17 protein-coding genes and 4 pseudogenes are annotated in these 22,162 nt (G+C 35.8%); 14 read left to right on the plus strand and 7 right to left on the minus strand.

Annotated features, from left to right (window positions below; translation table 11 throughout):
- Positions 1–155: 155 nt before the first annotated feature.
- Positions 156–1,781, plus strand: a complete 1,626-nt coding sequence (locus tag CHV_RS01335; RefSeq protein WP_034576592.1) for a hypothetical protein — start codon at positions 156–158, stop codon at positions 1,779–1,781.
- A gap of 19 nt (positions 1,782–1,800) precedes the next feature.
- On the opposite strand, the pseudogene CHV_RS01340 reads toward CHV_RS01335, so the two are convergent.
- A pseudogene (locus CHV_RS01340) lies at positions 1,801–2,232 on the minus strand (IS256 family transposase); the annotation flags it as partial.
- Positions 2,233–2,349: 117 nt separating this feature from the next.
- Between CHV_RS01340 and CHV_RS05145 the strand changes: the two are divergent.
- Positions 2,350–3,759: pseudogene (locus CHV_RS05145) on the plus strand (IS5-like element ISCca5 family transposase).
- Positions 3,760–3,923: 164 nt separating this feature from the next.
- Here CHV_RS05145 and ltrA read toward each other — a convergent pair.
- The 4 genes and pseudogenes from ltrA to asnS all read right to left on the minus strand — a co-directional run bounded on the left by ltrA (position 3,924) and on the right by asnS (position 9,189).
- Positions 3,924–5,234, minus strand: coding sequence for a group II intron reverse transcriptase/maturase (gene ltrA / locus CHV_RS01355; protein WP_051602132.1), 1,311 nt, complete (start codon positions 5,232–5,234; stop codon positions 3,924–3,926).
- Between the two features lie 538 nt (positions 5,235–5,772).
- Positions 5,773–5,901 (minus strand): annotated as a pseudogene (locus CHV_RS05150) (transposase); the annotation flags it as partial.
- Positions 5,902–5,931: 30 nt separating this feature from the next.
- Positions 5,932–7,342 (minus strand): annotated as a pseudogene (locus CHV_RS05155) (IS5-like element ISCca5 family transposase).
- A gap of 428 nt (positions 7,343–7,770) precedes the next feature.
- Positions 7,771–9,189 carry an asparagine--tRNA ligase gene (gene asnS, locus CHV_RS01365; RefSeq protein ID WP_034576598.1) on the minus strand — a complete coding sequence of 473 codons (1,419 nt, stop codon included), beginning with the start codon at positions 9,187–9,189 and terminating at the stop codon, positions 7,771–7,773.
- Positions 9,190–9,313: 124 nt separating this feature from the next.
- Between asnS and rpoN the strand changes: the two genes are divergently transcribed.
- Complete coding sequence (rpoN, locus tag CHV_RS01370) at positions 9,314–10,732, plus strand: RNA polymerase factor sigma-54 (protein WP_034576599.1); 1,419 nt, start codon at positions 9,314–9,316, stop codon at positions 10,730–10,732.
- Between the two features lie 147 nt (positions 10,733–10,879).
- Here the strand turns inward: rpoN and CHV_RS01375 are convergent, their stop codons facing one another.
- A complete protein-coding gene (locus tag CHV_RS01375) occupies positions 10,880–11,197 on the minus strand; it encodes a phage holin family protein (protein ID WP_130721306.1) in 318 nt (105 codons plus the stop codon).
- A 132-nt stretch (positions 11,198–11,329) separates the two neighbouring features.
- Positions 11,330–12,055, minus strand: coding sequence for a rhomboid family intramembrane serine protease (locus tag CHV_RS01380; protein WP_034576603.1), 726 nt, complete (start codon positions 12,053–12,055; stop codon positions 11,330–11,332).
- A 535-nt stretch (positions 12,056–12,590) separates the two neighbouring features.
- Between CHV_RS01380 and rpsL the strand changes: the two genes are divergently transcribed.
- From rpsL to rbfA, 11 genes are all read left to right on the plus strand, one after another.
- Positions 12,591–12,968, plus strand: coding sequence for a 30S ribosomal protein S12 (gene rpsL / locus CHV_RS01385; RefSeq protein WP_034576604.1), 378 nt, complete (start codon positions 12,591–12,593; stop codon positions 12,966–12,968).
- 55 nt (positions 12,969–13,023) lie between these two features.
- Positions 13,024–13,494, plus strand: coding sequence for a 30S ribosomal protein S7 (gene rpsG / locus CHV_RS01390; protein WP_034576606.1), 471 nt, complete (start codon positions 13,024–13,026; stop codon positions 13,492–13,494).
- On the plus strand, positions 13,495–15,636 hold the full coding sequence (gene fusA / locus CHV_RS01395) for an elongation factor G (RefSeq protein ID WP_034576607.1): 2,142 nt from the start codon (positions 13,495–13,497) through the stop codon (positions 15,634–15,636).
- 19 nt (positions 15,637–15,655) lie between these two features.
- The gene (gene rpsJ, locus CHV_RS01400) at positions 15,656–15,961 is read left to right on the plus strand and encodes a 30S ribosomal protein S10 (RefSeq protein ID WP_034576608.1); all 306 of its coding nucleotides are present in this window, start codon (positions 15,656–15,658) and stop codon (positions 15,959–15,961) included.
- 260 nt (positions 15,962–16,221) lie between these two features.
- Positions 16,222–17,508, plus strand: coding sequence for a DNA recombination protein RmuC (locus CHV_RS01405; protein WP_034577063.1), 1,287 nt, complete (start codon positions 16,222–16,224; stop codon positions 17,506–17,508).
- Positions 17,509–17,660: 152 nt separating this feature from the next.
- Entirely contained in the window at positions 17,661–17,966 is a 306-nt protein-coding gene (locus tag CHV_RS01410) for a septum formation initiator family protein (RefSeq protein ID WP_051602135.1), read from the plus strand.
- A 69-nt stretch (positions 17,967–18,035) separates the two neighbouring features.
- Positions 18,036–18,905, plus strand: coding sequence for an NAD(+)/NADH kinase (locus CHV_RS01415; RefSeq protein ID WP_051602136.1), 870 nt, complete (start codon positions 18,036–18,038; stop codon positions 18,903–18,905).
- Positions 18,906–19,177: 272 nt separating this feature from the next.
- On the plus strand, positions 19,178–19,969 hold the full coding sequence (locus tag CHV_RS01420; protein ID WP_084303083.1) for a diadenylate cyclase: 792 nt from the start codon (positions 19,178–19,180) through the stop codon (positions 19,967–19,969).
- 90 nt (positions 19,970–20,059) lie between these two features.
- Positions 20,060–21,040 (plus strand): pyruvate dehydrogenase complex E1 component subunit beta, encoded by a 981-nt coding sequence (locus CHV_RS01425; protein ID WP_034576609.1) that lies wholly within the window; start codon positions 20,060–20,062, stop codon positions 21,038–21,040.
- Positions 21,040–21,816, plus strand: a complete 777-nt coding sequence (gene tpiA / locus CHV_RS01430) for a triose-phosphate isomerase (protein WP_051602138.1) — start codon at positions 21,040–21,042, stop codon at positions 21,814–21,816. The genes CHV_RS01425 and tpiA overlap by 1 nt, the downstream gene beginning before the upstream one ends.
- Complete coding sequence (gene rbfA, locus CHV_RS01435; RefSeq protein WP_034576611.1) at positions 21,797–22,159, plus strand: 30S ribosome-binding factor RbfA; 363 nt, start codon at positions 21,797–21,799, stop codon at positions 22,157–22,159. Before tpiA ends, rbfA begins: the two co-directional genes overlap by 20 nt.
- Positions 22,160–22,162: the final 3 nt, after the last annotated feature.

Here is a 22,162-nt window from a genome sequence, read left to right on the forward strand (position 1 = left end):
ATTCAAAACCCAAAGGATCTTTTTCAATCCGTTTTAATCCGTTTTTTAACAAGCTAATATCAAGTTCAGTTTAAAGGATACTTCTATCCCATCCGGCTAAATGAATATATTAGCCCGATGGGCGTAATATCATTGAACAAATAAATGCCATCAATATGCCACAAAAGATTAAAAAAGAGTTAATAGAACGATTACTTACTGATCCTGATATATCATTTACTAGTCAAGGTAATTATGTAGAGGTACCCAATAGGTCAAACCCAGAAGGTTTTAGTCAATCATTGGCTTTATTACTTTCGGAGATACCAGTCATACATTCAGCACAAAAGCCAGAGTTTTTGGTCCATTTCTTCCTTGGTGCTGCACTGACATTACCTTATACTAAGTTAATGGCTGAATTAGATGTACAAGATATATACTTTAAATTAGATAATCCGAAAGATTCTAAGTGGCTTAAACTGGTATTCAGCATACGGGAGAACATAAACGGGAAAGATAATTATAAAGCAAAGTTTATAATAATTAATCGTGGAGATCAGTCAGATAATATTAGATTTACTAATGAAGAAATAAAGGAAATTTATCGTCTATTATCAACAAACGGGGATTGGAATGGAGATACAAAAAACCAATATGGTCATATATTGTATATTGATAAGCCTAAATATAAAACAGATAAAGGATTTAAATTAAGCATATTACCAGAAGAAGGTATTCAACGATTTAATCCACAATCTTTTCAAGGTAGTAGTAGCTCTGAACCCACTTTTACAAAAGTTAAAAAGCACTTTGATGAATCAGATTTTGGTGAAAATCTGGATAAACTAAGCTCGAGTGATGTAAAAAATGTAAAAAAGGGTACAGAAGGTATTTTTAAACTCCTTGGAAATATATATACGCATAAAGATTATACGAAAGTATTAGGCCAATCAGAGGCAGCGTATCATGGATTTATATATGGTTTTTTTCGATCCAACGCTAAATATAAATATGCACTGGATTGTTATGTAGAGCGGATAGCAGGCAAGGGGTATGCTGATTTAATATTATTATCGCGTAAATCAGATGAGGCAGCAGACGATAAAAATATTCCAAGTAATAAGGAAAAGCGATCTATTCCAATAATTGTTGAAATAAAGTCAGGAGGGGGAGCAGATCAAGCAATAGAACAGATCAATCAAGTAGGTTACATATATAATTTACCAAATATTAGAACCAATGCCGAAGATGCAGTGATAGTAGGCGTAGACTTTAATAAAAATGATAAAAATGATAAAACAGCAGATCATAGCAACGATCAGAAAATTAGTGATGTAAAAGTAGAAACAAGGTGTATAGATACTTTTGAAAGAAGTTTAATAGCTGATTTAGTAGTTGATATTAAGGATAATAAGTCAAATGATGAAATCAAAACTAATATCAAAAAAAATATCAAGCATTTGTATTACTCATCTATTAAGAGTACAGAGCATCATTTTTTACGTAATGTATTATTAGGAGAAGTTATTACACTAAATGCTGACTTAGTAGACACAAGCCATGTATTTACATATACATCTCAATTTATTAATGATAAAGTAACCACTATTATACTGAAGCAAAAGGGTAGAAAAGCAGGTATCATACTCAATATTATAGAGAGTAATGGAGAGCCGAATACTCGATCCAAATCAACCTATCAGGCTGAAGGTACGACTTTTGATCAAAATAAGATAGTTCCTGTTGATACCAAATTAGGTATTGAAAATGTATGCGTAGTTACTATGAGAGCCTGTAAATGATTTTGTGTAAGTGCCGTTTTTAGTAGAATCGTTCATCAAATTCTATAGCGAATCGATTCATAGCCGCTCTCCAATCATGTAAAGCCATAGTCCACTTTTGTGATGCCTTTTGTATGGCTAAATATACTACTTTTAATGCAGATTGGTCATTAGGAAAAATCTTACGGTTATTGATTGATTTTCTAATAACACTATTGAGTGATTCTATGGCATTAGTCGTATAAATGATTTTTCGTATTTCGTCAGGATAGTCAAAAATAGTTATAATGTTACTCCAATTTTTATGCCATGCACGACTAATTGCTGGATATTTTTTATCCCATTTGTCACTAAAAATAAGAAGTGCTTCTTCGGCTTGATCAAGAGAAATAGCGCGATAAATAACTTTAAGATCCGATGCAACGGACTTCATGTCCTTATAGGGTACATAGCGTAACGAATTACGAATAAGTAGTCGGCCCTGAAATACCATATAATTATTTGTTAATCAGCAAATAAATGGTTAAATTTATATATGGTTAATAACCAGTTTTTAGGTTGTTTTGTATAAAAAGCTTGCAAAATAAGGATGAAATCTAAGAAAATAAATAATAGCCTTGAGCGTTTGTTTGAGCAACGCTTATCTAGTTTTCTCAACCCGAAACATCCATTATTCCAGTTATCTGATTCGATTCCTTTTCACTCCTTATCATCAGATTTAGACCGCGGTTTTAGCTATGGACCTGGTCAACCTCCTTTGCCTATTCGTTTAATTATAGGTCTTCTCATTATCAGTCATATGTATAATATTTCTGATGAACAAGTAGTGGTTAGATGGGTAGAAAACCCTTATTGGCAATACTTTTGTGGATATGATTATTTTCAGTTTAAGATGCCTTGTAACCCCAGTTCATTGACCCGTTGGCGCCATAGATTAGGTCAAGAAGGTCTCAATAAGATTTTATCTATGACTATAGACTTAAGCGCTAAAAAAAAAGTACTGACCCGAAAAGAACTTGAAAAAGTTATAGCTGATACTACTGTAATGGAGAAAAATATCCGTTACCCAACTGACTCTTCTTTGCTTAATAAATCCAGAGAAAAATTGGTCAGTATAGCCAAGAAAACAGGTATTAAACTGCGTCAAACTTATCAGCGTTTAGGTCTATCTATCAAACGTAAAGTTGATTGCTATGCTCATGCTAAACAGTATAAACGTTTATCTAAAGGCATTAAAACATTAAAAACCTATCTTGGTAGAGTAGTCAGAGATGTAGAACGTTCTATACAATCCTCTGATGATCTAATACGGAATCAATTTACCAATCTACTATCTATAAGTAAAAAACTTATAAACCAATACAAAAAAAGTAAAGATAAAATTTATAGCATCCATGAACCATCCGTCTACTGTGTAAGTAAAGGTAAGTCTAAACATCCTTATGAGTTTGGTTGCAAGGTACAATTTACAGTAACGCAATAAAAAAGGTTTAATTGTTTCAACAGAAGCAATAACATCCTAATGACTTACGATGGCCATACTTTGCTAGAAGAGTTTATTACAAGCCGAGCAATTATCTGGTACCAAAGTAAAGTATGCTTTTGTAGATAAAGCCTACCGGGGTAATAATATACCTGTTAGTGAATGTAATATATTTATAAGTGGTTCTAAAAGGGGAATAACGCCTGCTCTAAAAAAAGCTATAAAAAGAAGATCTTCTATTGAACCGCATATTGGTCATATGAAATCCGATGGTAAATTATCTGTTAACTATTTGAAAGGTATTCTAGGAGATAAACTTAACGTTATTTTATGTGCTATTGCTCATAACCTACGACTGATTACAAGAAAGTTATTCTTAACACACTCACAATCACATAAATTAAAACCTATATAATTAAAATTCTTAATCCAAAACCAGTTATACCTATATCTTGGGTAGGAAAAATAGAGCGCCTGCTAAACCATAAATATTGTAAAAAAAGATCCATTCAATAAATTTATTCAAAAAAAATATTTCAGGGCCGACTAAGTAGAGTAAGGAAGAGGCGCCTAGTTTCCCGGTTTCCCCTACCTCCTCATCAAACCGTACGTGAAGTTTTCCTTCATACGGCTTTCCGATGATCAACGCGAATGTCAACATACACGCAGCATGCGAAGCCTTACCAACTATAGCTAAGATGACCACTGACTTTGTATAGTCCTTGGGTATGTAGCTCATTGGTTGATAGCCATTCATACTTTCTTTTCTTTGCCATATGTTTGACTCGGTTCCAGAGATTTAGCTTTCTAACAACATATCGGTCTATCTTTCTAAATTGTATTGCGCTATTAAGCCAATTATAATAATTAGCCCATCCTCGCAATATTGGATTTAGGTAGTTGATTTTATGAGCCAGGGATGGTTGATAGTCTCTACCAATTTCTTTTCTGATCTTATTTCTTAATGCTGACATGGATTTTCTTGTAGGAAAACCGTAACAAAATTGTTTATCAGAAGACCTTCTGCTTTTGTTCAATACCATCCTTACGCCTAAAAAATTAAACCCTTTTTCAGCTTCCGTAATTTCTGTCTTTTCTTCTGAAAGAGTTAATCGTAATTTACTTAGCATTTGCTTTAATGATTCCATATACGGAAATGGGTCTTTATCTCTGATCAGAATTATAAAATCATCACAGTACCTCACTATTTGAGTATCCCATTCATTATGTTGCTGACGCCAGTATTTATCTAGACTATGTAGGTATATATTAGCAAGTAGCGGTGATATAACTGATCCTTGTGGGGTACCTTTATCAGATAAAGAAGTTTTATCTTGCTTGAATACAGAATGAACGAGCCATCCTTTAATGATTCTTATAATCCACTTATCTCTAATTCTGCGTTGTATTAACTTCAATAGAATTTCGTGATTGATAGTGTCAAAATAAGACGATATATCAGCGTCTATTACTGTCCTATATCCATAGGTTACCCACTTCCTTACTGCTTTTATAGCATCTTGACAATTGCGTTTTGGCCTAAATCCATAAGATCCTTCTAGAAAGTTAGATTCGAATATTGGTTCTATTATCAAATTGACCGCTCCTTGTATTACTCTATCTTTTACAATAGGTATACCAAGTGGTCTAAGTTTACCATTGCTTTTTCGGATATATACTCGTTTCACTGAGCTAGGTTTATATTGCTTACTAAGAAGTTCTTTTTGAATCTCTTGTAAGAATTTTATTACACCATATTCCTTGATTGCAAGTATAGTCCTGCCATCCACCCCAGGAGCACCTTTATTCTTTTGTACCCGAAGCCATGAAACCCATAATACTTCTATTTCACAAACCTTATCATATAGAATGCCAAATGTTCTCTTTTGATCCTTCTTGGCTGCTTGATGTAATTTATTTTGTAGTACCCGAACTTTTTCTAGGGCGCTTTGAGCAAAGGTTTTATCCTCTGCAGTCACCAATTCCTCCATACTTAATAAATTTTGATCAAAGTAGGGGCCCTTCCTTCCTGTAAGGTTATGTTGTCCTTACTATCATCAGTATTATGGCCCCCTCCGACTTCCTTAAATGCAGTACTTAGTATTTCATATTTTTTTTACCTTATAACCAGTACATTATAAATATTACAATCCATGTGCACCTAAGGATCTCCCAAGTTACTGCACAAACATTCTCAATATGTCGCCGTTTTGACGCGGAGAAGTAGACTAGTGGTATCACCTTTATTTCCACTAATCTTGCTGCCTTTACCCGTACATCAGAGGCGATCAGCACTTCTTTCTTCTAGCTCTCCCACTAATACCTGCTAGATATGTAATTACGACGCTACTAATTACGTTCATTTTCATTACGACCTATTGATTTGCCCGCTGACCCAAAGTGGGTGTTGGTCATGCATTGTCAGACATGCTTCATACCAGCAGCTTACGCCGCTAGCATCTGTCTCAGGCTATCCAACTTAAAGGTTTTATTGGTAGGAGAACCTTTCATCTCCTTTGTCTGTGCCATACTTGGCACGCGATGAACAATACATAACTGAATTTTCGTTTTTGGAAATACTGTATTAATAGCATCTGGAAATCCTGTTAATCCATCAACACAAGCAATAAAAATATCCTTAATACCACGATTATTTAGTCGGCCCTGAAATATTATTTTTGAATAAATTTATTGAATGGATCTTTTTTTACAATATTTATGGTTTAGCAGGCGCTCTATTTTTCCTACCCAAGATATAGGTATAACTGGTTTTGGATTAAGAATTTTAATTATATAGGTTTTAATTTATGTGATTGTGAGTGTGTTAAGAATAACTTTCTTGTAATCAGTCGTAGGTTATGAGCAATAGCACATAAAATAACGTTAAGTTTATCTCCTAGAATACCTTTCAAATAGTTAACAGATAATTTACCATCGGATTTCATATGACCAATATGCGGTTCAATAGAAGATCTTCTTTTTATAGCTTTTTTTAGAGCAGGCGTTATTCCCCTTTTAGAACCACTTATAAATATATTACATTCACTAACAGGTATATTATTACCCCGGTAGGCTTTATCTACAAAAGCCATACTTTACTTTAGGTACCAGATAATTGCTCGGCTTGTAATAAACTACTTCTGCAAAGTATGGCCATCGTAAGCATTAGGATGTATTGCTTCTGTTGAAACAATTAAACCTTTTTTTAATTGCGTTACTGTAAATTGTACCTTGCAACCAAACTCATAAGGATGTTTAGACTTACCTTTACTTACACAGTAGACGGATGGTTCATGGATGCTATAAATTTTATCTTTACTTTTTTTGATTGGTTTATAAGTTTTTTACTTATAGATAGTAGATTGGTAAATTGATTCCGTATTAGATCATCAGAGGATTGTATAGAACGTTCTACATCTCTGACTACTCTACCAAGATAGGTTTTTAATGTTTTAATGCCTTTAGATAAACGTTTATACTGTTTAGCATGAGCATAGCAATCAACTTTACGTTTGATAGATAGACCTAAACGCTGATAAGTTTGACGCAGTTTAATACCTGTTTTCTTGGCTATACTGACCAATTTTTCTCTGGATTTATTAAGCAAAGAAGAGTCAGTTGGGTAACAGATATTTTTCTCCATTACAGTAGTATCAGCTATAACTTTTTCAAGTTCTTTTCGGGTCACTACTTTTTTTTTTAGCGCTAAGTATATAGTCATAGATAAAATCTTATTGAGACCTTCTTGACCTAATCTATGGCGCCAACGGGTCAATGAACTGGGGTTACAAGGCATCTTAAACTGAAAATAATCATATCCACAAAAGTATTGCCAATAAGGGTTTTCTACCCATCTAACCACTACTTGTTCATCAGAAATATTATACATATGACTGATAATGAGAAGACCTATAATTAAACGAATAGGCAAAGGAGGTTGACCAGGTCCATAGCTAAAACCGCGGTCTAAATCTGATGCTAAGGAGTGAAAAGGAATCGAATCAGATAACTGGAATAATGGATGTTTCGGGTTGAGAAAACTAGATAAGCGTTGCTCAAACAAACGCTCAAGGCTATTATTTATTTTCTTAGATTTCATCCTTATTTTGCAAGCTTTTTATACAAAACAACCTAAAAACTAGGTTATTAACCATATATAAATTTAACCATTTATTTGCTGATTAACAAATAATTATATGGTATTTCAGGGCCGACTAATTAAATAATAAATATTATATGCAAGGTGCAAATTATTCAAGTATAGTGTTGTTTGGTCTTATGTCTTTGAGTGGAGCTACTTGCCATGAATTAGTTAAACAAAAAGGATCTTCATCTAAATATAAAGTGAGTAGTGTTTCTAAATTTTCAGGTATAAGGACAAATAATCGGATCTAAAAAACAGGTATCTACTTTTGGGAACTTTGCTAAAATTATGGCCGCACAATACCCTAATTTTAAGACAAAAGAGAGAACTAGAAAAAATCAACCACAGACCCGACAGAGCCAATATAGATGTACTAAAGCCACTTAACAGGGTACATGGCCTGGTGTACGTGGAAATGGAATAACATCACGTATGTTTTCCATACCGGTTATAAACAATATCAACCGGTCAAGCCCTAACCCAAATCCGCTATGGGGTATGGTACCAAAACGTCTAGTATCCAAATACCAGTTTAAATCTTGAATAGAGATACCCGTCATTGATTTTTGTAAATAGTCTATGCGCTCTTCTCTTTGGGACCCCCCAATAATTTCTCCTATACCAGGGAAAAGCACATCCATAGCTGCTACTGTTTTGCCATCATCATTTTGTCGCATGTAAAATGCTTTAATATTTTTTGGATAATCGGTTACTACTACAGGTCTTTTAAAATAATGTTCTACCAAATAACGTTCATGTTCTGATTGAAGATCCATACCCCAATCGGTAACAGGATAGACAAATTTACCATGCTTGTTTGATTCAGATTCCTTTAAAAGGGCAATGGCTTCTGTATAGGTAATACAAGCGAAAGGCGCTGCCAATACGAATCGCAACCGTTCTAATAGGGGTAGCTCAGTTGGACTTTGTTCATTTCTATGGCTAAGCAAACGTTGGTTCAAAAAATCTAGTTCTGTGGGACAGTGTTTTAGTACATAGTCTAATACGAATTTTAACAACGCTTCTGCAAGGGAAATAGTATCTTCCAGATTATTAAAAGCTACCTCTGGTTCAACCATCCAAAATTCTGCTAAGTGTCTAGTTGTATTAGAATTTTCTGCCCTAAAAGTAGGACCAAAAGTATAGACTGCTCCTAGTCCCATTGCAGCTGCTTCTGCAGCAAGTTGTCCAGAGACGGTTAAATTGGTAGGGTGATTAAAGAAATCTTCTCTAAAATCAATACTACCATCTAGATTTTTAGGTAAGCGGGCAATATCCAGACTGGTTACACGGAATAATTCTCCTGCACCTTCTGCATCAGCTGCAGTAATAATAGGCGTGTGCAGGTAAAAAAAACCACGCTCGTGAAAAAAATGGTGAATGGCATAACTAACGGCATGTCTAATGCGAAAGACAGCACCAAAAGTATTGGTCCGAAAACGAAGATGTGGCCATGTGCGTAGAAATTCTAACGAATGGGCTTTGGGTTGTAAGGGGTAGCCTGGAGCATCACCTAATAGGGTGAGTTGGCAACCATGTAATTCCACCAATTGATTGCTGCCTTTTGAAGCCACAAGATTGCCAGATACTGCAATACTAGCACCTGTAATCAGTTGATTCAGGAGTGCCTTGGGAAGTGCAGATGGCGCCATAACGACCTGTAGGTTTTGTTGGCAAGAGCCATCATTTATCGTAAGAAATATAACTTGCTTATTGATACGCTTGGTACGAATCCAACCTTTTGCTTCAATTGCACTACCAACTGTGCCAAATTGTAAAAGTTCTTTAATTTTGCGATACAATGTATTCTCTTTATTAGTATAGGAATAGTATAAAAAAATTCATATTTTCTCGGTGTACCTATACAAGATACCCAGTAAAATCTAATCTATAAATAGTTTTTATTTAATCCAACTGAATGGTAAGATGCAGAAGTTACAATTAGAACAACGGCTAACGCAAAGATTATCTGGACAACAAATTCAATTTGTTAAGTTATTGCAAGTACCTACTATAGCACTTAACGACTACATCTCAAAAGAGGTCGCCACGAATCCTTTATTAGATGAGGCAAAAGAGGTAGAAAGTGAAGAAGTATTTTGCATATCCGAACAACTTGCTCAGAATTTTTCTGATTATCGTTCAATTGATTTAAATAAAAAAATATACAAAACAGAGGGTCAACCCACTCGTGACCTTTGGACGCCATCTATTGTTTCACTACAAGAAAAGTTAAGAGAACAACTCCATTTGCTTCACTTAAACAAAGTAGGGTATATAATAGGCGAACACCTAATTGGTAGTTTAGATCAAAATGGCTACCTTTCATGTGATTTGGAAACAGTTGTACAAGATCTTCATGTAATACATTATTTAGAACTTTCTCTAGAAGAAGTTGAAGAAGTATTAAGTGCTATTCAGCATTTAGATCCACCTGGTATTGGAGCCAGAAATCTACAAGAGTGTTTATTAATTCAACTGAAAGTTCAAAATCAAAAAGATCCCCTCGTTCAGTTGTCACAGCGTGTGGTAAGTAGTTGTTTTGAAGCTTTTAGGAAGAAGCACTATGACATCATAGTTAAAAAATTAGGACTTGATGATACAAATCTTTTGAAGAAAGCACTGGCGCATATTGCTCGACTTAATCCCAGACCAGGCGAATATAATAATGGAATAACCTATACCAACGATTATCTTACTCCAGACTTTATAATTTTAGAAAATCAAGGCAAGCTTAGCGTTGAACTGGTGCACTACCCTGTTTATAAGCCACGCTTTAATAAAAGATATCTTAACATACTGGAAACCTATGAAAAAAAGGGCAAACAAGATATAGAAAGTCAGGAGATGATTGCCTTTTTAAGAAAAAATCTAGAGCATGCCAAATGGTTTATGGAAGCACTAAGTCAACGGAGTCAAACACTTTTAAAGACCATGGAAGCAATTTTACAACTGCAATATGCTTTCTTTTCAGAAGAGGAAGAAATGGATAAATTAAAGCCGATGGTTTTGCAACATGTAGCCGATAAAGTTGGTATGGATGCTTCTACTATTTCAAGAATTGTCAACCAAAAGTCAGTACAAGGTAGATTTGGTGTATATCCTTTAAAGTTTTTTTTCTCTGAAGCCATCAACAGATCTACTGGAGAAGATATTAGCAATAAAGTTGTTAAAAACAGAATTTTAGAGTTAATTAATAGTGAGCATAAAGAAAATCCTTACTCGGATGAGCGTATTGTAGGGTTATTGGCAGCTGAGGGATATAATGTGGCACGCCGTACCGTAACTAAGTACAGAAAGCAATTGCATCTACCAGTTGCTAGGTTACGAAAGGCACTCATATAATGTATAAAAAGTCAAAATTTGATACTTTATAGACAGTAAAAGTTATAGTGTATCGTAGTTGCCAAGATTGTGTTATAGCAAACCGAAAAATTCGGATAAGGGATAGGGCTGTACAAAATCAACTACAGAGGCAAGAGCAGTTATCCATTAGCCATCCGTAATTTTTTCCTGATCAGCTACTTGGTCATTAATATGGCTGCGCAACATAAGCAACACAGCTGCTACCATTAAAAAGCAAAAAAGTGCTACCATTAAAAACCCAATGTAGTTACTCTCAAAGATTTGATTCAACCAGCAGGCCAGTCCAAGTAATAAGAACCGCAATCCTAAACCAAATAGGATAAAAGCTGTGGAAAAGATCAACAAGATCCAGCCTACTTTTTTGGCCTTTTTTTTCAGGCTATGCTGGAATGTATAAATTAATACAGCTAACTTTTCTCTTACTAGTTCCAGGATACAAGCCATTCCAAGTAGCTTACTTACTATTTTTACAATTCTAAAAAACATTCTGCTAAAGTGAGATAAATACAAAAGTTAACTTTGGTTGAATAGATTTTCCATGGCTAAGGATATAGGCTATTCCATATGGCAGTTATCCTACTGCTTAGTAACCTTAACAGACATATAGGTCCTATGTATACCATGCGCATTTGTACTAAAAAAGGACTGGTTCTGCATATCATTTTTACAAAGCTTGCCATAGACATATCCAACCAGCGCACCACCCAACTGGGCTAAGTAAGCACCTGCATATTGCGTAGGAAGATGGATAAGCGCAATCAACAGCAAAGCAAGTGCAATATATCTTAATGGCAACGAGAAAAAGAAGCAATATAACCTTAAATTAGGCATCGATACACAAACAGCCACCATAATAGCATAAATGGCCGCTGAAGGACCAGTAAGATCAGTAGCCATGCCCTTAAAAGGTGGCGAAAAGTGATATAGCATACCAAAAACAATTGCACCTACTATTTGTCCCAAACCATAGAGGCGAAGGATATGTTTTGAACGTGTAATGGCAGGTATTTTCTGTGCAAAGATATATAATATAAAAATATCCCAAAACAAATCTATAAAACCTTTATGGATGAAAGAGTAGGTAATAATAGTCCATGGCCGCTGTAGTAACAATGGATAGAGAGAAGGAAAGGTTAATTGTCTATAAAGCCACAAAAAGTAATCTTTACAACCGCAGATATAACAGCCAGTCTCAAATAAAAAAAGCAATAGAAAACTGAAAATATGTATTAAAATCAGTTGCCTCAACCCATTCTTAGACGCTTTAAACTGATTGCGAAAATAGAGGTAAACCATATGCATAACCACTAGAAATTAACAAAAACCACCAGAATCAAAGACCATTTTAATACAGGCCATCTGGAAACTACTTACCACATCTACTGGGTTTTTCTATTTAGATTTAGATTTAGATTTAGTATAAAAAATAATACCATGCTAAGGCTTACAATACATTTTAGTTAGACTACTGAATTTACAAAAACTTATTGTATATTTTAGCCATTACCCCTACACCTAAGAGATAAAAGATTGTTCAAAAAAACATTGCCTTACCATGTTATTAGATATAGCACACCTTTCCTAGCCCCTACCGAAGGATCATTTGCGATAGAGACATTCAGTAGCACCAAACATTTTACCCATGCAAAGAACCTTAAGTAGGCCACTTAATTAGAAATAGTCAATATTAATACGTATATTCAGCTGGTCAGTTTTCATAGGCAATTTTTTGGCCTTTTTGTTAGCCTTCTTAAGATTTTGATATAGGCTTATAATTTTCTTAAATTTGCACACCTTTAGGTTTAAAACAAAAATTATAAATAATTAAATATAGTACATGTTAACCATACAACAGCTCGTAAGAAAAGGGAGAAAAAAAATTCCTTCTGCATCCAAGTCCCCAGCACTTGCATCATGTCCGCAGCGAAGGGGTGTATGCATAAAAGTGTATACTATGAAGCCAAGAAAACCAAACTCTTCTATGAAGAAAGTAGCTAGAGTACGTCTTACAACCGGTAAAGAAGTGAACACTTATATTCCTGGGGAAGGTCATAACTTGCAAGAACACTCTATTGTTCTGATCAGAGGAGGAGGCGTAAAAGATTTATCAGGTGTCAGCTACTCTATTATTCGTGGTGTGTTGGATACCTCAGGTGTAAGTGGAAGGTGTCAAGGTAGGTCTGTGTATGGTGCTAAAAAATCGAAAAAAAAGTAACAGGGTGATATTTAAATAGCTCTAGAAAAAGATTAATTTCAGTGAAAGAAATAATATGAGAAGAAAACAAGCTACAAAAAGAATATTAGCACCCGACTATAAATATGGTGATCCGCTTGTGACTAGGTTTGTAAACGGATTAATGGAACGAGGTAAAAAAAGTCTAGCTTTTAGCATTTTTTATGATACCATTGAAGCAGTCTCTCAAAAAACAAAAGAAGAAGGATTAGAAATTTGGCGCAAGGCGCTCCAAAACGTAACGCCCACTTTAGAAGTCAAACGTCGACGTGTTGGTGGGGCTACGCTTCAAGTTCCTATTGAAATAAGGCCAGATAGAAGGGTGTTTTTAGGTATGAAATGGTTGATTACTTATGCAAGATCCCGTGGAGAAAAGACTATGAAAGAAAAACTTACCAATGAAATCATTGCAGCTGCTAAGGAAGAAGGTTCTGCTTTCAAGCGTAAGGTAGATACCCATAAAATGGCAAGTTCCAGTAGAGCCTACTCACACTTTAACCTGAGATAAATGGCTAGCGAACTAACTTTTTTAAGAAATATAGGCATCATGGCCCATATTGATGCGGGTAAAACGACTACTACAGAACGTATTTTATATTACACAGGGCTAACCCATAAAATAGGTGAAGTACATGATGGAGGGGCTGTGATGGATTGGATGGCCCAAGAACAAGAGCGTGGCATTACCATTACCTCTGCTGCTACCACTACATTTTGGAAATATCCTACGATACAGGGTAAAACAACTGATAAGACCCAAACTTACAAGGTAAACATCATTGACACGCCTGGTCACGTAGATTTCACAGTAGAAGTAGAGCGTTCTTTGCGCGTTTTAGATGGCGCTGTTGCTTTATTTTGTGCCGTATCTGGTGTAGAACCCCAATCTGAAACGGTTTGGCATCAAGCAGACAAATATAAGGTGCCCCGTGTTTGTTTTATAAACAAAATGGATAGAGCCGGTGCAAACTTTTTTAATGCCTTGAATGAAATCAAGGAAAAACTAGGAGCCAATCCTGTTCCTTTGCAAATTCCTATTGGCAGTGAAGCATCCTTTAAAGGGATAGTAGATTTGATTACCAATGAAGCAATCGTCTGGAATGAAGATGATTTGGGTATGACCTATCAGCTTATACCTATTCCAGATGATTTGGTAGAGACGGTTGAGGAATGGCGTCAAAAGCTGATTGAAAGTGTAGCTAGTTATGATGAACCATTAATGGAAAAATTCTTTGACCATCCAGATGCCATTACACCAGATGAAATCAGGGCAGCCATTCGAAAAGCTGTTATTGACCTCTCTTTTTCCCCTGTGCTCTGTGGTTCTGCCTTTAAGAATAAGGGGGTCCAGGCACTATTGGATGCAGCATGTGCCTATTTGCCGTCTCCACTAGATTTGCCTCCAGTAGCCTGCACCCATCCAGACACAGGAGAAGTAATGGTTAGAAAGGCAGAGAATAGTGAGCCATTTACAGCATTGGCTTTTAAAATCGCCACTGATCCTTTTGTGGGTAGGCTTGCTTTTTTACGGGTCTATTCTGGTACCCTAGATGCAGGATCCTATGTTCAAAACAATAGAACAGGTAAAAAAGAACGGATTGCGCGTCTCATGCAAATGCATGCCAATAAACAAAATCCGATCAATAGGGTACAAGCAGGAGACATTTGTGCAGTAGTGGGCTTTAAAGAAATTAAAACAGGAGATACCCTAACAAGTGAAAAAGATAAAGCTATATTGGAAGCGATCACCTTCCCAGAACCGGTAATTGGTTATTCTATTGAACCTAAAAAACAGGCAGACCAGGATAAATTGACCCTATCCATTGCCAAGCTAATGGAAGAGGATCCAACCTTACGGATGGAAACCAATCGTGAAACAGGCCAAACCATTTTGAAAGGAATGGGTGAGTTGCACTTGGAAATTATTATTGATCGGCTTAAGCGTGAATTTAAACTTGAAATCAACCAAGGTGCCCCACAAGTGGCCTACAAAGAAGCACTTACTGCTACCGTAGAGCATAAAGAAGTTTATAAAAAACAAACAGGTGGTAGAGGTAAATTTGCAGATATCGTTTTTGAGATAGGGCCTAGAGAAGTAGTTGAAGGGGAATCTATTAAGCCGGGGTTAGAATTTGTAAATAAAATTATTGGAGGGGTTATTCCTAAAGAATTTATTCCAGCTATTCAAAAAGGGTTTACAGCAGCTATGGAGAATGGTCCATTGGCAAACTATCCGGTAGAATCCATGCGGGTTAAAATCTTTCATGGCTCTTATCATGATGTGGACTCAGATGCTTTATCTTTTGAATTAGCTGCTAGGGCTGGATTCAGAGCCGCTGCACAGAAAGCTTCTCCTGTAATTTTAGAGCCTATCATGTCTGTAGAAGTAGCTACACCTAATGAATTTACAGGTTCTGTAACGGGAGATCTTAATAGAAGAAGGGGCATTATGAAAGGAATGGATAGTAAAGGAGGCACACAAATTATTAAAGCAGACGTACCATTGGCAGAACTATTTGGTTATGTTACGGATCTGAGAACCATTACTTCAGGCAGGGCATCTGCTTCATTAACTTTCTCCCATTATGAACCTATTCCTAAAAATTTAGCAGAATCGGTTATTAATAAAGCAAAAGGCATAACGGTATAGTAGCATAAGCACCAATCATATGAATCAAAAAATTCGAATCAAACTTAAATCATTCGATGCTGTGCTCTTAGATAAATCAGCAGATAGCATCGTGAAAGCTGTGAAAGCTACTAAAACAGTAGTGAATGGTCCTATTCCACTTCCAGGTAAAAAAGAAATATATACTGTATTGCGATCGCCACATGTGAATAAAAAGTCGCGTGAACAATTTCAACTTTGTACCCATAAAAGATTGATAGATATTTACTCTAGTAGTTCAAAAGCAGTAGATGCATTGACCAAACTGGAACTACCTAGTGGTGTAGAGGTTGAAATTAAAGTTTAAAACTGCCATAAAACAACCATTAGCTTTATATAAAAAAGCTACTTTTATAGATGGGTCATTTGTATATATCCCCATTTGGCTATCTTCCATAAGAAGTAAAAATCTACTTTAGAAAAAGCTTTGTTAAAAAGCCATTCTTAAAAGTAAAGGGTAAATCAGCTACATAAAAGTTCTAGATTAGGTGCTATTTTACTATTTTGAGAATGGGCTTTTTACAAATTTTTATAGTATGGTTTTATTTTTTCTATTTTTTGGTCGCTATGTCGTTCTTAATCTACTTTATTGCCACAGGGCTTATTGGGTTAACCATCGGGTGGTGGATAGCAAAGATTCTGAGCAAAGCAACCATTTCAACTTTGCAAAATACAATTGCTAATCTGGAAAAGCATTTAGAAGAATGCCAATATCAATCTAACACATTACAAGAAAAATATCTGCATATTAGTAAAGAATTAGCAACTTCACATGCCCATATCCACCACTTAGAGGAAAAAATAGCTGAACAAGGACAATCTGTAGAACAACTTCAAAGGCAGCTAACCATCCATTTTAAAAACTTAGCACATGAACTATTAGAAGAAAAAAGTAAAAAATTTTCAGAGCATAGTCAACGCCAAATGGAACAGTTATTAACACCACTTAGCGAAAAAGTTCAGCGCTTTTCCCAGCAGGTAACGCAGTACAACCAAGAAAGTTTGGAAAGAAATGTAGCTTTACGAACAGAGCTAAAACAGCTCCATGACCTCAATCTAAAAATCACAAAAGAAGCAGAAGGGCTCACCAAGGCACTGAAAGGAAATACAAAATTACAAGGAGGATGGGGTGAATTTATTTTGGAAAATATTCTTGCCCAATCTGGACTGGTTAAAAATAGAGAATATGTAATACAACCCTCTATTACTACAGAAGATGGACAAAGATTGCAGCCAGATGTAATCATTAATCTACCAGAAGATCGAAATATTGTCATTGATGCAAAAGTATCTTTAAACCATTATGAAGCGTTTTTTAACAATCCGCATTCCTCGGAACAAGCTTTTCATCTTAAACAACACATTCACTCTATTAGGCGCCATATTAAAACACTAAGCGAGAAGCGCTATCAATCACTTTACAACCTTCAAGGATTAGACTTTGTTTTAATGTTTATACCCATCGAGCCAGCATTTGCACTAGCCGTTCAAGAAGAAGTGATGCTATTTAATGAAGCCTATGAACGCAATATTGTTATTGTATCACCATCGAATTTAATAGCCACCCTACGTACCATTGCAAATTTATGGAGGCAAGCCCATCAAAATCAAAATGCCTTAGAAATTGCCACCCAAGGCGGTGCCTTATACGATAAATTTGTTGCCTTTGTAGAAGATATAAAAAACATAGGTCGACAATTAGATTTAACACAAAAAAACTTCCTAGAAGCGACTAAAAAACTATATGATGGAAAGGGAAGTTTGGTATCTAGAGCAGAAAAAATGAAACAATTAGGCGCACGCACCAGCAAAGTCTTAGATCAAAAACTGATAGATAGAGCCAAAGAGAACTAAAAAATAAGGAGACCACCTCTCTAAACCGTAGTAGTTAAATGGGTCATGTTACCTTTGTGTTAAAGAAAATATTGGGCTGGTTTTCGCATTTAAAACTTAGTAATCATGTTTCCCATTATTCCAAAATAATTGACTTATTTTAAGGACTTATTATGAATTATAAACATACAATACGCCCCACTAAAAAAGTAGGGTTAAATTTTTATTTTATTTCGATCCTATTTTTCACAATATGGATGTTTTTTTTTGATTATCAAAATATATTTGTACAATATAGCTTGTACAAACGTTGGAAAAAATTGCAAACAGATGCGATTGACTACGCTTTTCAGATTCAAAAGATTAAAAAAGAAAAAAAAGAGCTTGCCTCTAATCCTGATTTTTTAGAGCAGCTTGCTCGTGAAAAATATTATATGAAACGGGAAAAAGAAGACTTATACATTATTATACCAGCATAGAGGTAAGGAAACCAATAGCTAAATTTTTTAGCTGTTTTTGATAACATTTAAATCTTGTATGATAGCTTCATGTCAATTGCCATACATAGCAGAAAAATTTGTCCAGTTGGCCTAGATTTTTTAAAGCAACTGGTCACTTTAGCAGAACTGTACCAAAAACGGGTAATGATTTCTAGCACTTTAGCTGAATTGTTAGATGCGTCTATGGTTTCGCAACTACCCCGTTTCGATTTAACGCAATTGAATCTACAACTAGATTTAGAATTGATCATAAGCTTAGGAGGAGATGGCACTTTTCTAGAAACGACCCATTATCTTAAAGACCATGCCATTCCTTTATTGGGTATTCATACAGGTAATTTAGGGTTTTTAACTAGGGCTACCCAAGCAGAAGCCATCGCTGGATTAGTAGCTTTCTTTAAAGGGGATTATAGCCTAGAAGAGCGGATACTTTTGGCCTTATATGGTTCAGATGTGCCCATTGCTTTTGCATTGAATGAAGTAGCACTGGTAAAACGAGATAAAGTTAATTTACTAACCATTGATGGCTATATAGATGGACAATTTATTACTACGTATCGAGCAGATGGGTTGATTATTGCTACCCCTACAGGCTCTACCGCCTATTCGTTGAGTTGCTCAGGCCCTATTGTATTGACTAACTCAAATAGCTTGGTGATTACACCTATCAACCCTCATAATTTGGCCCTACGGCCATTGGTTGTGGCTGATACTGCTCTATTAAGTTTCGTGGTGAAACGCCATAATAAAGATATACTGGTGGCCATAGATGGAAGGACTATTCCAATCGCTATGCAAGAAGAACTTGTGGTTAAAAAAGCCCCCTTTTTATTAAAAGTAGTGCAATTTAGCGATACAACTATTTTTGATGTATTGCGTGAAAAGTTGTATTGGGGATTGGATGCTAGAAAACAATAGCGGTTACAAATCCAGTAAAATAAAAGTAACAGAACTAAACCTATATAGACCACAAAGGGTTCCAACATCTAGGCCAACAATGTATCATTAATGTATTTTTTATATGTTTTTAGTTTATTTTAAGTTTGCGTTTAAAGTAAAAAATATATCTTTTTAGTATAAAGTTTAGTTAAAAAAACATACAAATCATACAAATCATACTGGTTTGTATATTTCTATAAGTCCATTCTATGTAAATTATTTTGACTTTGAATCTAAAAAATACTTAAGGCATGCTACTTAACCCATTATATTTTGAAATCAAGGAGATCGGTTTTACCCTTGTCATGGACATGGTACTAATGGGTTGCTTCATCTATTGGGTATATACATTTTTTAAGGGTAGTGTAGGGGAAAAGAGTATAATAGGCTTATGTATGGTACATCTTTTTTACCATTTGGCTGAAACACTGCATATTAAACTGTTGGCATCTATTTTAAGCATATTTACAAGCCCCATTGTTCCGATTATTTTATTTCAAAGAGAAATTCGCCATTTTTTATTTAGTATGGGAAAAAGTCTCTTAGGTAGCAAAGCCGTGGTCATGCAAATGATTCCGTGGTGGACGGATAAAAAGACAGAAGTGGATGTAACACCAGTGGTAAAAGCGGTTCAAACATTAGGTGGAAGCAACACAGGTGCGCTAATCGTTTTTACAAAAGATGGAGACCTTAGATACTATGAAGAGTCTGGAGATTTGATTAACGCCGTAGTTTCTGCTCGATTATTGATTGCGATTTTCAACAAAGAAAGTCCATTGCATGATGGCGCGGTTATTATTCATAGCAATAAGATTGTAGCAGCAAGGTGCATTTTACCTGTGAGTGAAAATGGAAATATTGCTGCTTGTTTTGGATTGCGCCATAAAGCAGCCGTTGGTCTTAGTGAAATCACAGACGCATTGGTTTTAATCGTTTCAGAAGAATCAGGTCAAATATCCATAGCTAGAAAGGGCACAATGGAAAACAACCTATCTGCTCAAGAAATTAGAAGTACCCTAAAGGATTATATCAGTAAGGATTAAAATTTTTGATACAGATCAAAGAGGTACTGTTTTTACTAGAGGCGGCCTATCTTTGATAAAGATAACTTGATTTATATAAAATACCAGGAGATGCGGACCATACAATTTAGAGAAGCATTGCGAGAAGCAATGATAGAAGAAATGCAAAGAGATGAAATGGTCTTTTTAATGGGTGAAGAAGTAGCCTCATATAATGGCGCCTATAAAGTCAGCCAAGGTATGTTGGACCATTTTGGCCCCACAAGGGTTATAGATACCCCTATTAGCGAATTAGGGTTTACAGGACTAGGTATTGGTGCAGCTATGAATGGTTTGCGTCCCATTATAGAATTTATGACTTTTAATTTTTCATTAGTAGCTATAGATCAGATTGTAAACGGGGCTGCTAAGATGTATGCTATGTCTGGTGGTCAATACCATGTGCCGATTGTATTCAGAGGACCAACTGGTAATGCGGGTATGTTAAGTGTGCAACATTCTCAAAATTTTGAAAATTGGTATGCAAACTGTCCAGGACTAAAAGTAGTAGTGCCATCTAATCCTTACGATGCAAAAGGGTTGCTTAAAAGTGCGATTAGAGATGATGATCCAGTTATATTCATGGAATCAGAGTTAATGTATGGTGACTTAGGAGCGTTGCCTACAGAAACCTATTTGCTGCCAATCGGTAAAGCGCATCTGATAGAAATGGGCAAGGATGTAACTTTGGTCTCTTTTGGTAAAATGATAAAAGTAGCCAATGAAGCCACAACTGTGATGAAAAGGCAAGGTATATCAGTAGAATTAATTGATTTACGTACCGTCCGCCCATTGGACTTATCTACTATTATTCAGTCCGTAAAAAAAACCAATCGCTTGGTAGTTTTAGAAGAAGCCTGGCCACTGGCCTCTATTGCCTCTGAAATAGCTTACCAGGTACAAAAGCATGCTTTTGACTATTTAGATGCACCTATTCAAAAAGTAAATAGTCTGGATGTACCGTTGCCCTATGCACCTACACTAATAGAGGCAATTTTACCCAATGTAGCCAAAACAGTGGCAGCACTAAAGCAAGTTTTATATTTAACGTAATGGACAAAAAATACCTTATAGGCAATTGGAAAATGCACAAAACCATACAAGAAGCCACTTCCTTTATGCGGCATTTGTTGCCTCAATTAGAAGCCATAGAGAGCGGTTCATTGAAATTATTTATTGCGCCTGCTTTTGTACACTTACCAGCTATAGGAGCGTTGCTAAATGGTTCAACCTTTATTGAATTGGCCGCCCAAAATTGCCACCACGAGCCAGAAGGTGCTTTTACCGGAGAAATATCTGCCACCATGCTGGCGGATATAGGGGTAGGTGGCGTGCTAATTGGCCATAGTGAACGAAGAATGTACCAGAAAGAAGATCATCTACTTTTGGCTAAAAAAGTTAAAAGGGTGTTGGAAATGGGAATGCAACCCTTTCTTTGCTGTGGAGAAAGTTTGGAGGACCGTAGAAATGGCAGACATAAAGCAGTGGTGCAACAACAGATAGAGGAAAGTTTAGATGGGATTACGGAAATAGAAAAAGTAGCTATTGCATACGAACCTGTTTGGGCGATTGGTACAGGAGAAGTGGCCTGCTTAGAAGTAATTGAAGCAATGCATAGCTTTATAAAAGAAATTTTATGGCACCAATATGGCAGTAAAAATGTCCCAATTCTATATGGTGGCAGCTGTAATCCCCAAAACGCCAAAGCAATATTTAACTGCCCCAATGTAGCGGGTGGCCTTATCGGGGGCGCTTCTCTGCGGGTAGATGATTTTATAAAAATCGTTACTGTATTACTTGAACAAAAAAATGGAACAAACTGTAATTAGAGTACAGCAAATCGCTAAGATGGTGCAAAAAGAGCTAGGTATGCTCTTTTTAACAGAAGCCAGAAGATGGTTGGGTCATATGTTTATATCGGTTACAACGGTCAACGTAAGCGGCGATTTGAGTCTGGCAAAAGTTTACCTAAGCTTTTCCCTTAATGAGGATCAGGAAGGGTTGTTAAAAAAGATAAATGCCCATAAGCATACCATTAAAAGATTATTGGGCAAAAGGATGGCTGGTAAAATATATAAAATACCCCATTTAAAGTTTATACTCGATGATTCAGTTGGACAAGGTGCACGTGTGACTGCTTTAATAGACCAATTAAATCTTGTAGAGCAATAAAAG

It is taken from the genome of Cardinium endosymbiont cBtQ1 of Bemisia tabaci (assembly GCF_000689375.1).
GTDB lineage: Bacteria > Bacteroidota > Bacteroidia > Cytophagales > Amoebophilaceae > Cardinium.

Coding starts and splice junctions, on each gene's coding strand:
- CHV_RS01420 (WP_084303083.1), top strand. CDS start 19,178: ATGCTACTTAACCCATTATATTTTGAAATCAAGGAGATCGGTTTTACC.
- rpsJ (WP_034576608.1), top strand. CDS start 15,656: ATGAATCAAAAAATTCGAATCAAACTTAAATCATTCGATGCTGTGCTC.
- CHV_RS01405 (WP_034577063.1), top strand. CDS start 16,222: ATGTCGTTCTTAATCTACTTTATTGCCACAGGGCTTATTGGGTTAACC.
- CHV_RS01335 (WP_034576592.1), top strand. CDS start 156: ATGCCACAAAAGATTAAAAAAGAGTTAATAGAACGATTACTTACTGAT.
- rpsG (WP_034576606.1), top strand. CDS start 13,024: ATGAGAAGAAAACAAGCTACAAAAAGAATATTAGCACCCGACTATAAA.
- rpoN (WP_034576599.1), top strand. CDS start 9,314: ATGCAGAAGTTACAATTAGAACAACGGCTAACGCAAAGATTATCTGGA.
- CHV_RS01410 (WP_051602135.1), top strand. CDS start 17,661: ATGAATTATAAACATACAATACGCCCCACTAAAAAAGTAGGGTTAAAT.
- CHV_RS01380 (WP_034576603.1), bottom strand. CDS start 12,055: ATGCATATGGTTTACCTCTATTTTCGCAATCAGTTTAAAGCGTCTAAG.
- CHV_RS01375 (WP_130721306.1), bottom strand. CDS start 11,197: ATGGCTTGTATCCTGGAACTAGTAAGAGAAAAGTTAGCTGTATTAATT.
- CHV_RS01425 (WP_034576609.1), top strand. CDS start 20,060: ATGCGGACCATACAATTTAGAGAAGCATTGCGAGAAGCAATGATAGAA.
- rbfA (WP_034576611.1), top strand. CDS start 21,797: ATGGAACAAACTGTAATTAGAGTACAGCAAATCGCTAAGATGGTGCAA.
- rpsL (WP_034576604.1), top strand. CDS start 12,591: ATGTTAACCATACAACAGCTCGTAAGAAAAGGGAGAAAAAAAATTCCT.
- fusA (WP_034576607.1), top strand. CDS start 13,495: ATGGCTAGCGAACTAACTTTTTTAAGAAATATAGGCATCATGGCCCAT.
- ltrA (WP_051602132.1), bottom strand. CDS start 5,234: ATGGAGGAATTGGTGACTGCAGAGGATAAAACCTTTGCTCAAAGCGCC.
- tpiA (WP_051602138.1), top strand. CDS start 21,040: ATGGACAAAAAATACCTTATAGGCAATTGGAAAATGCACAAAACCATA.
- CHV_RS01415 (WP_051602136.1), top strand. CDS start 18,036: ATGTCAATTGCCATACATAGCAGAAAAATTTGTCCAGTTGGCCTAGAT.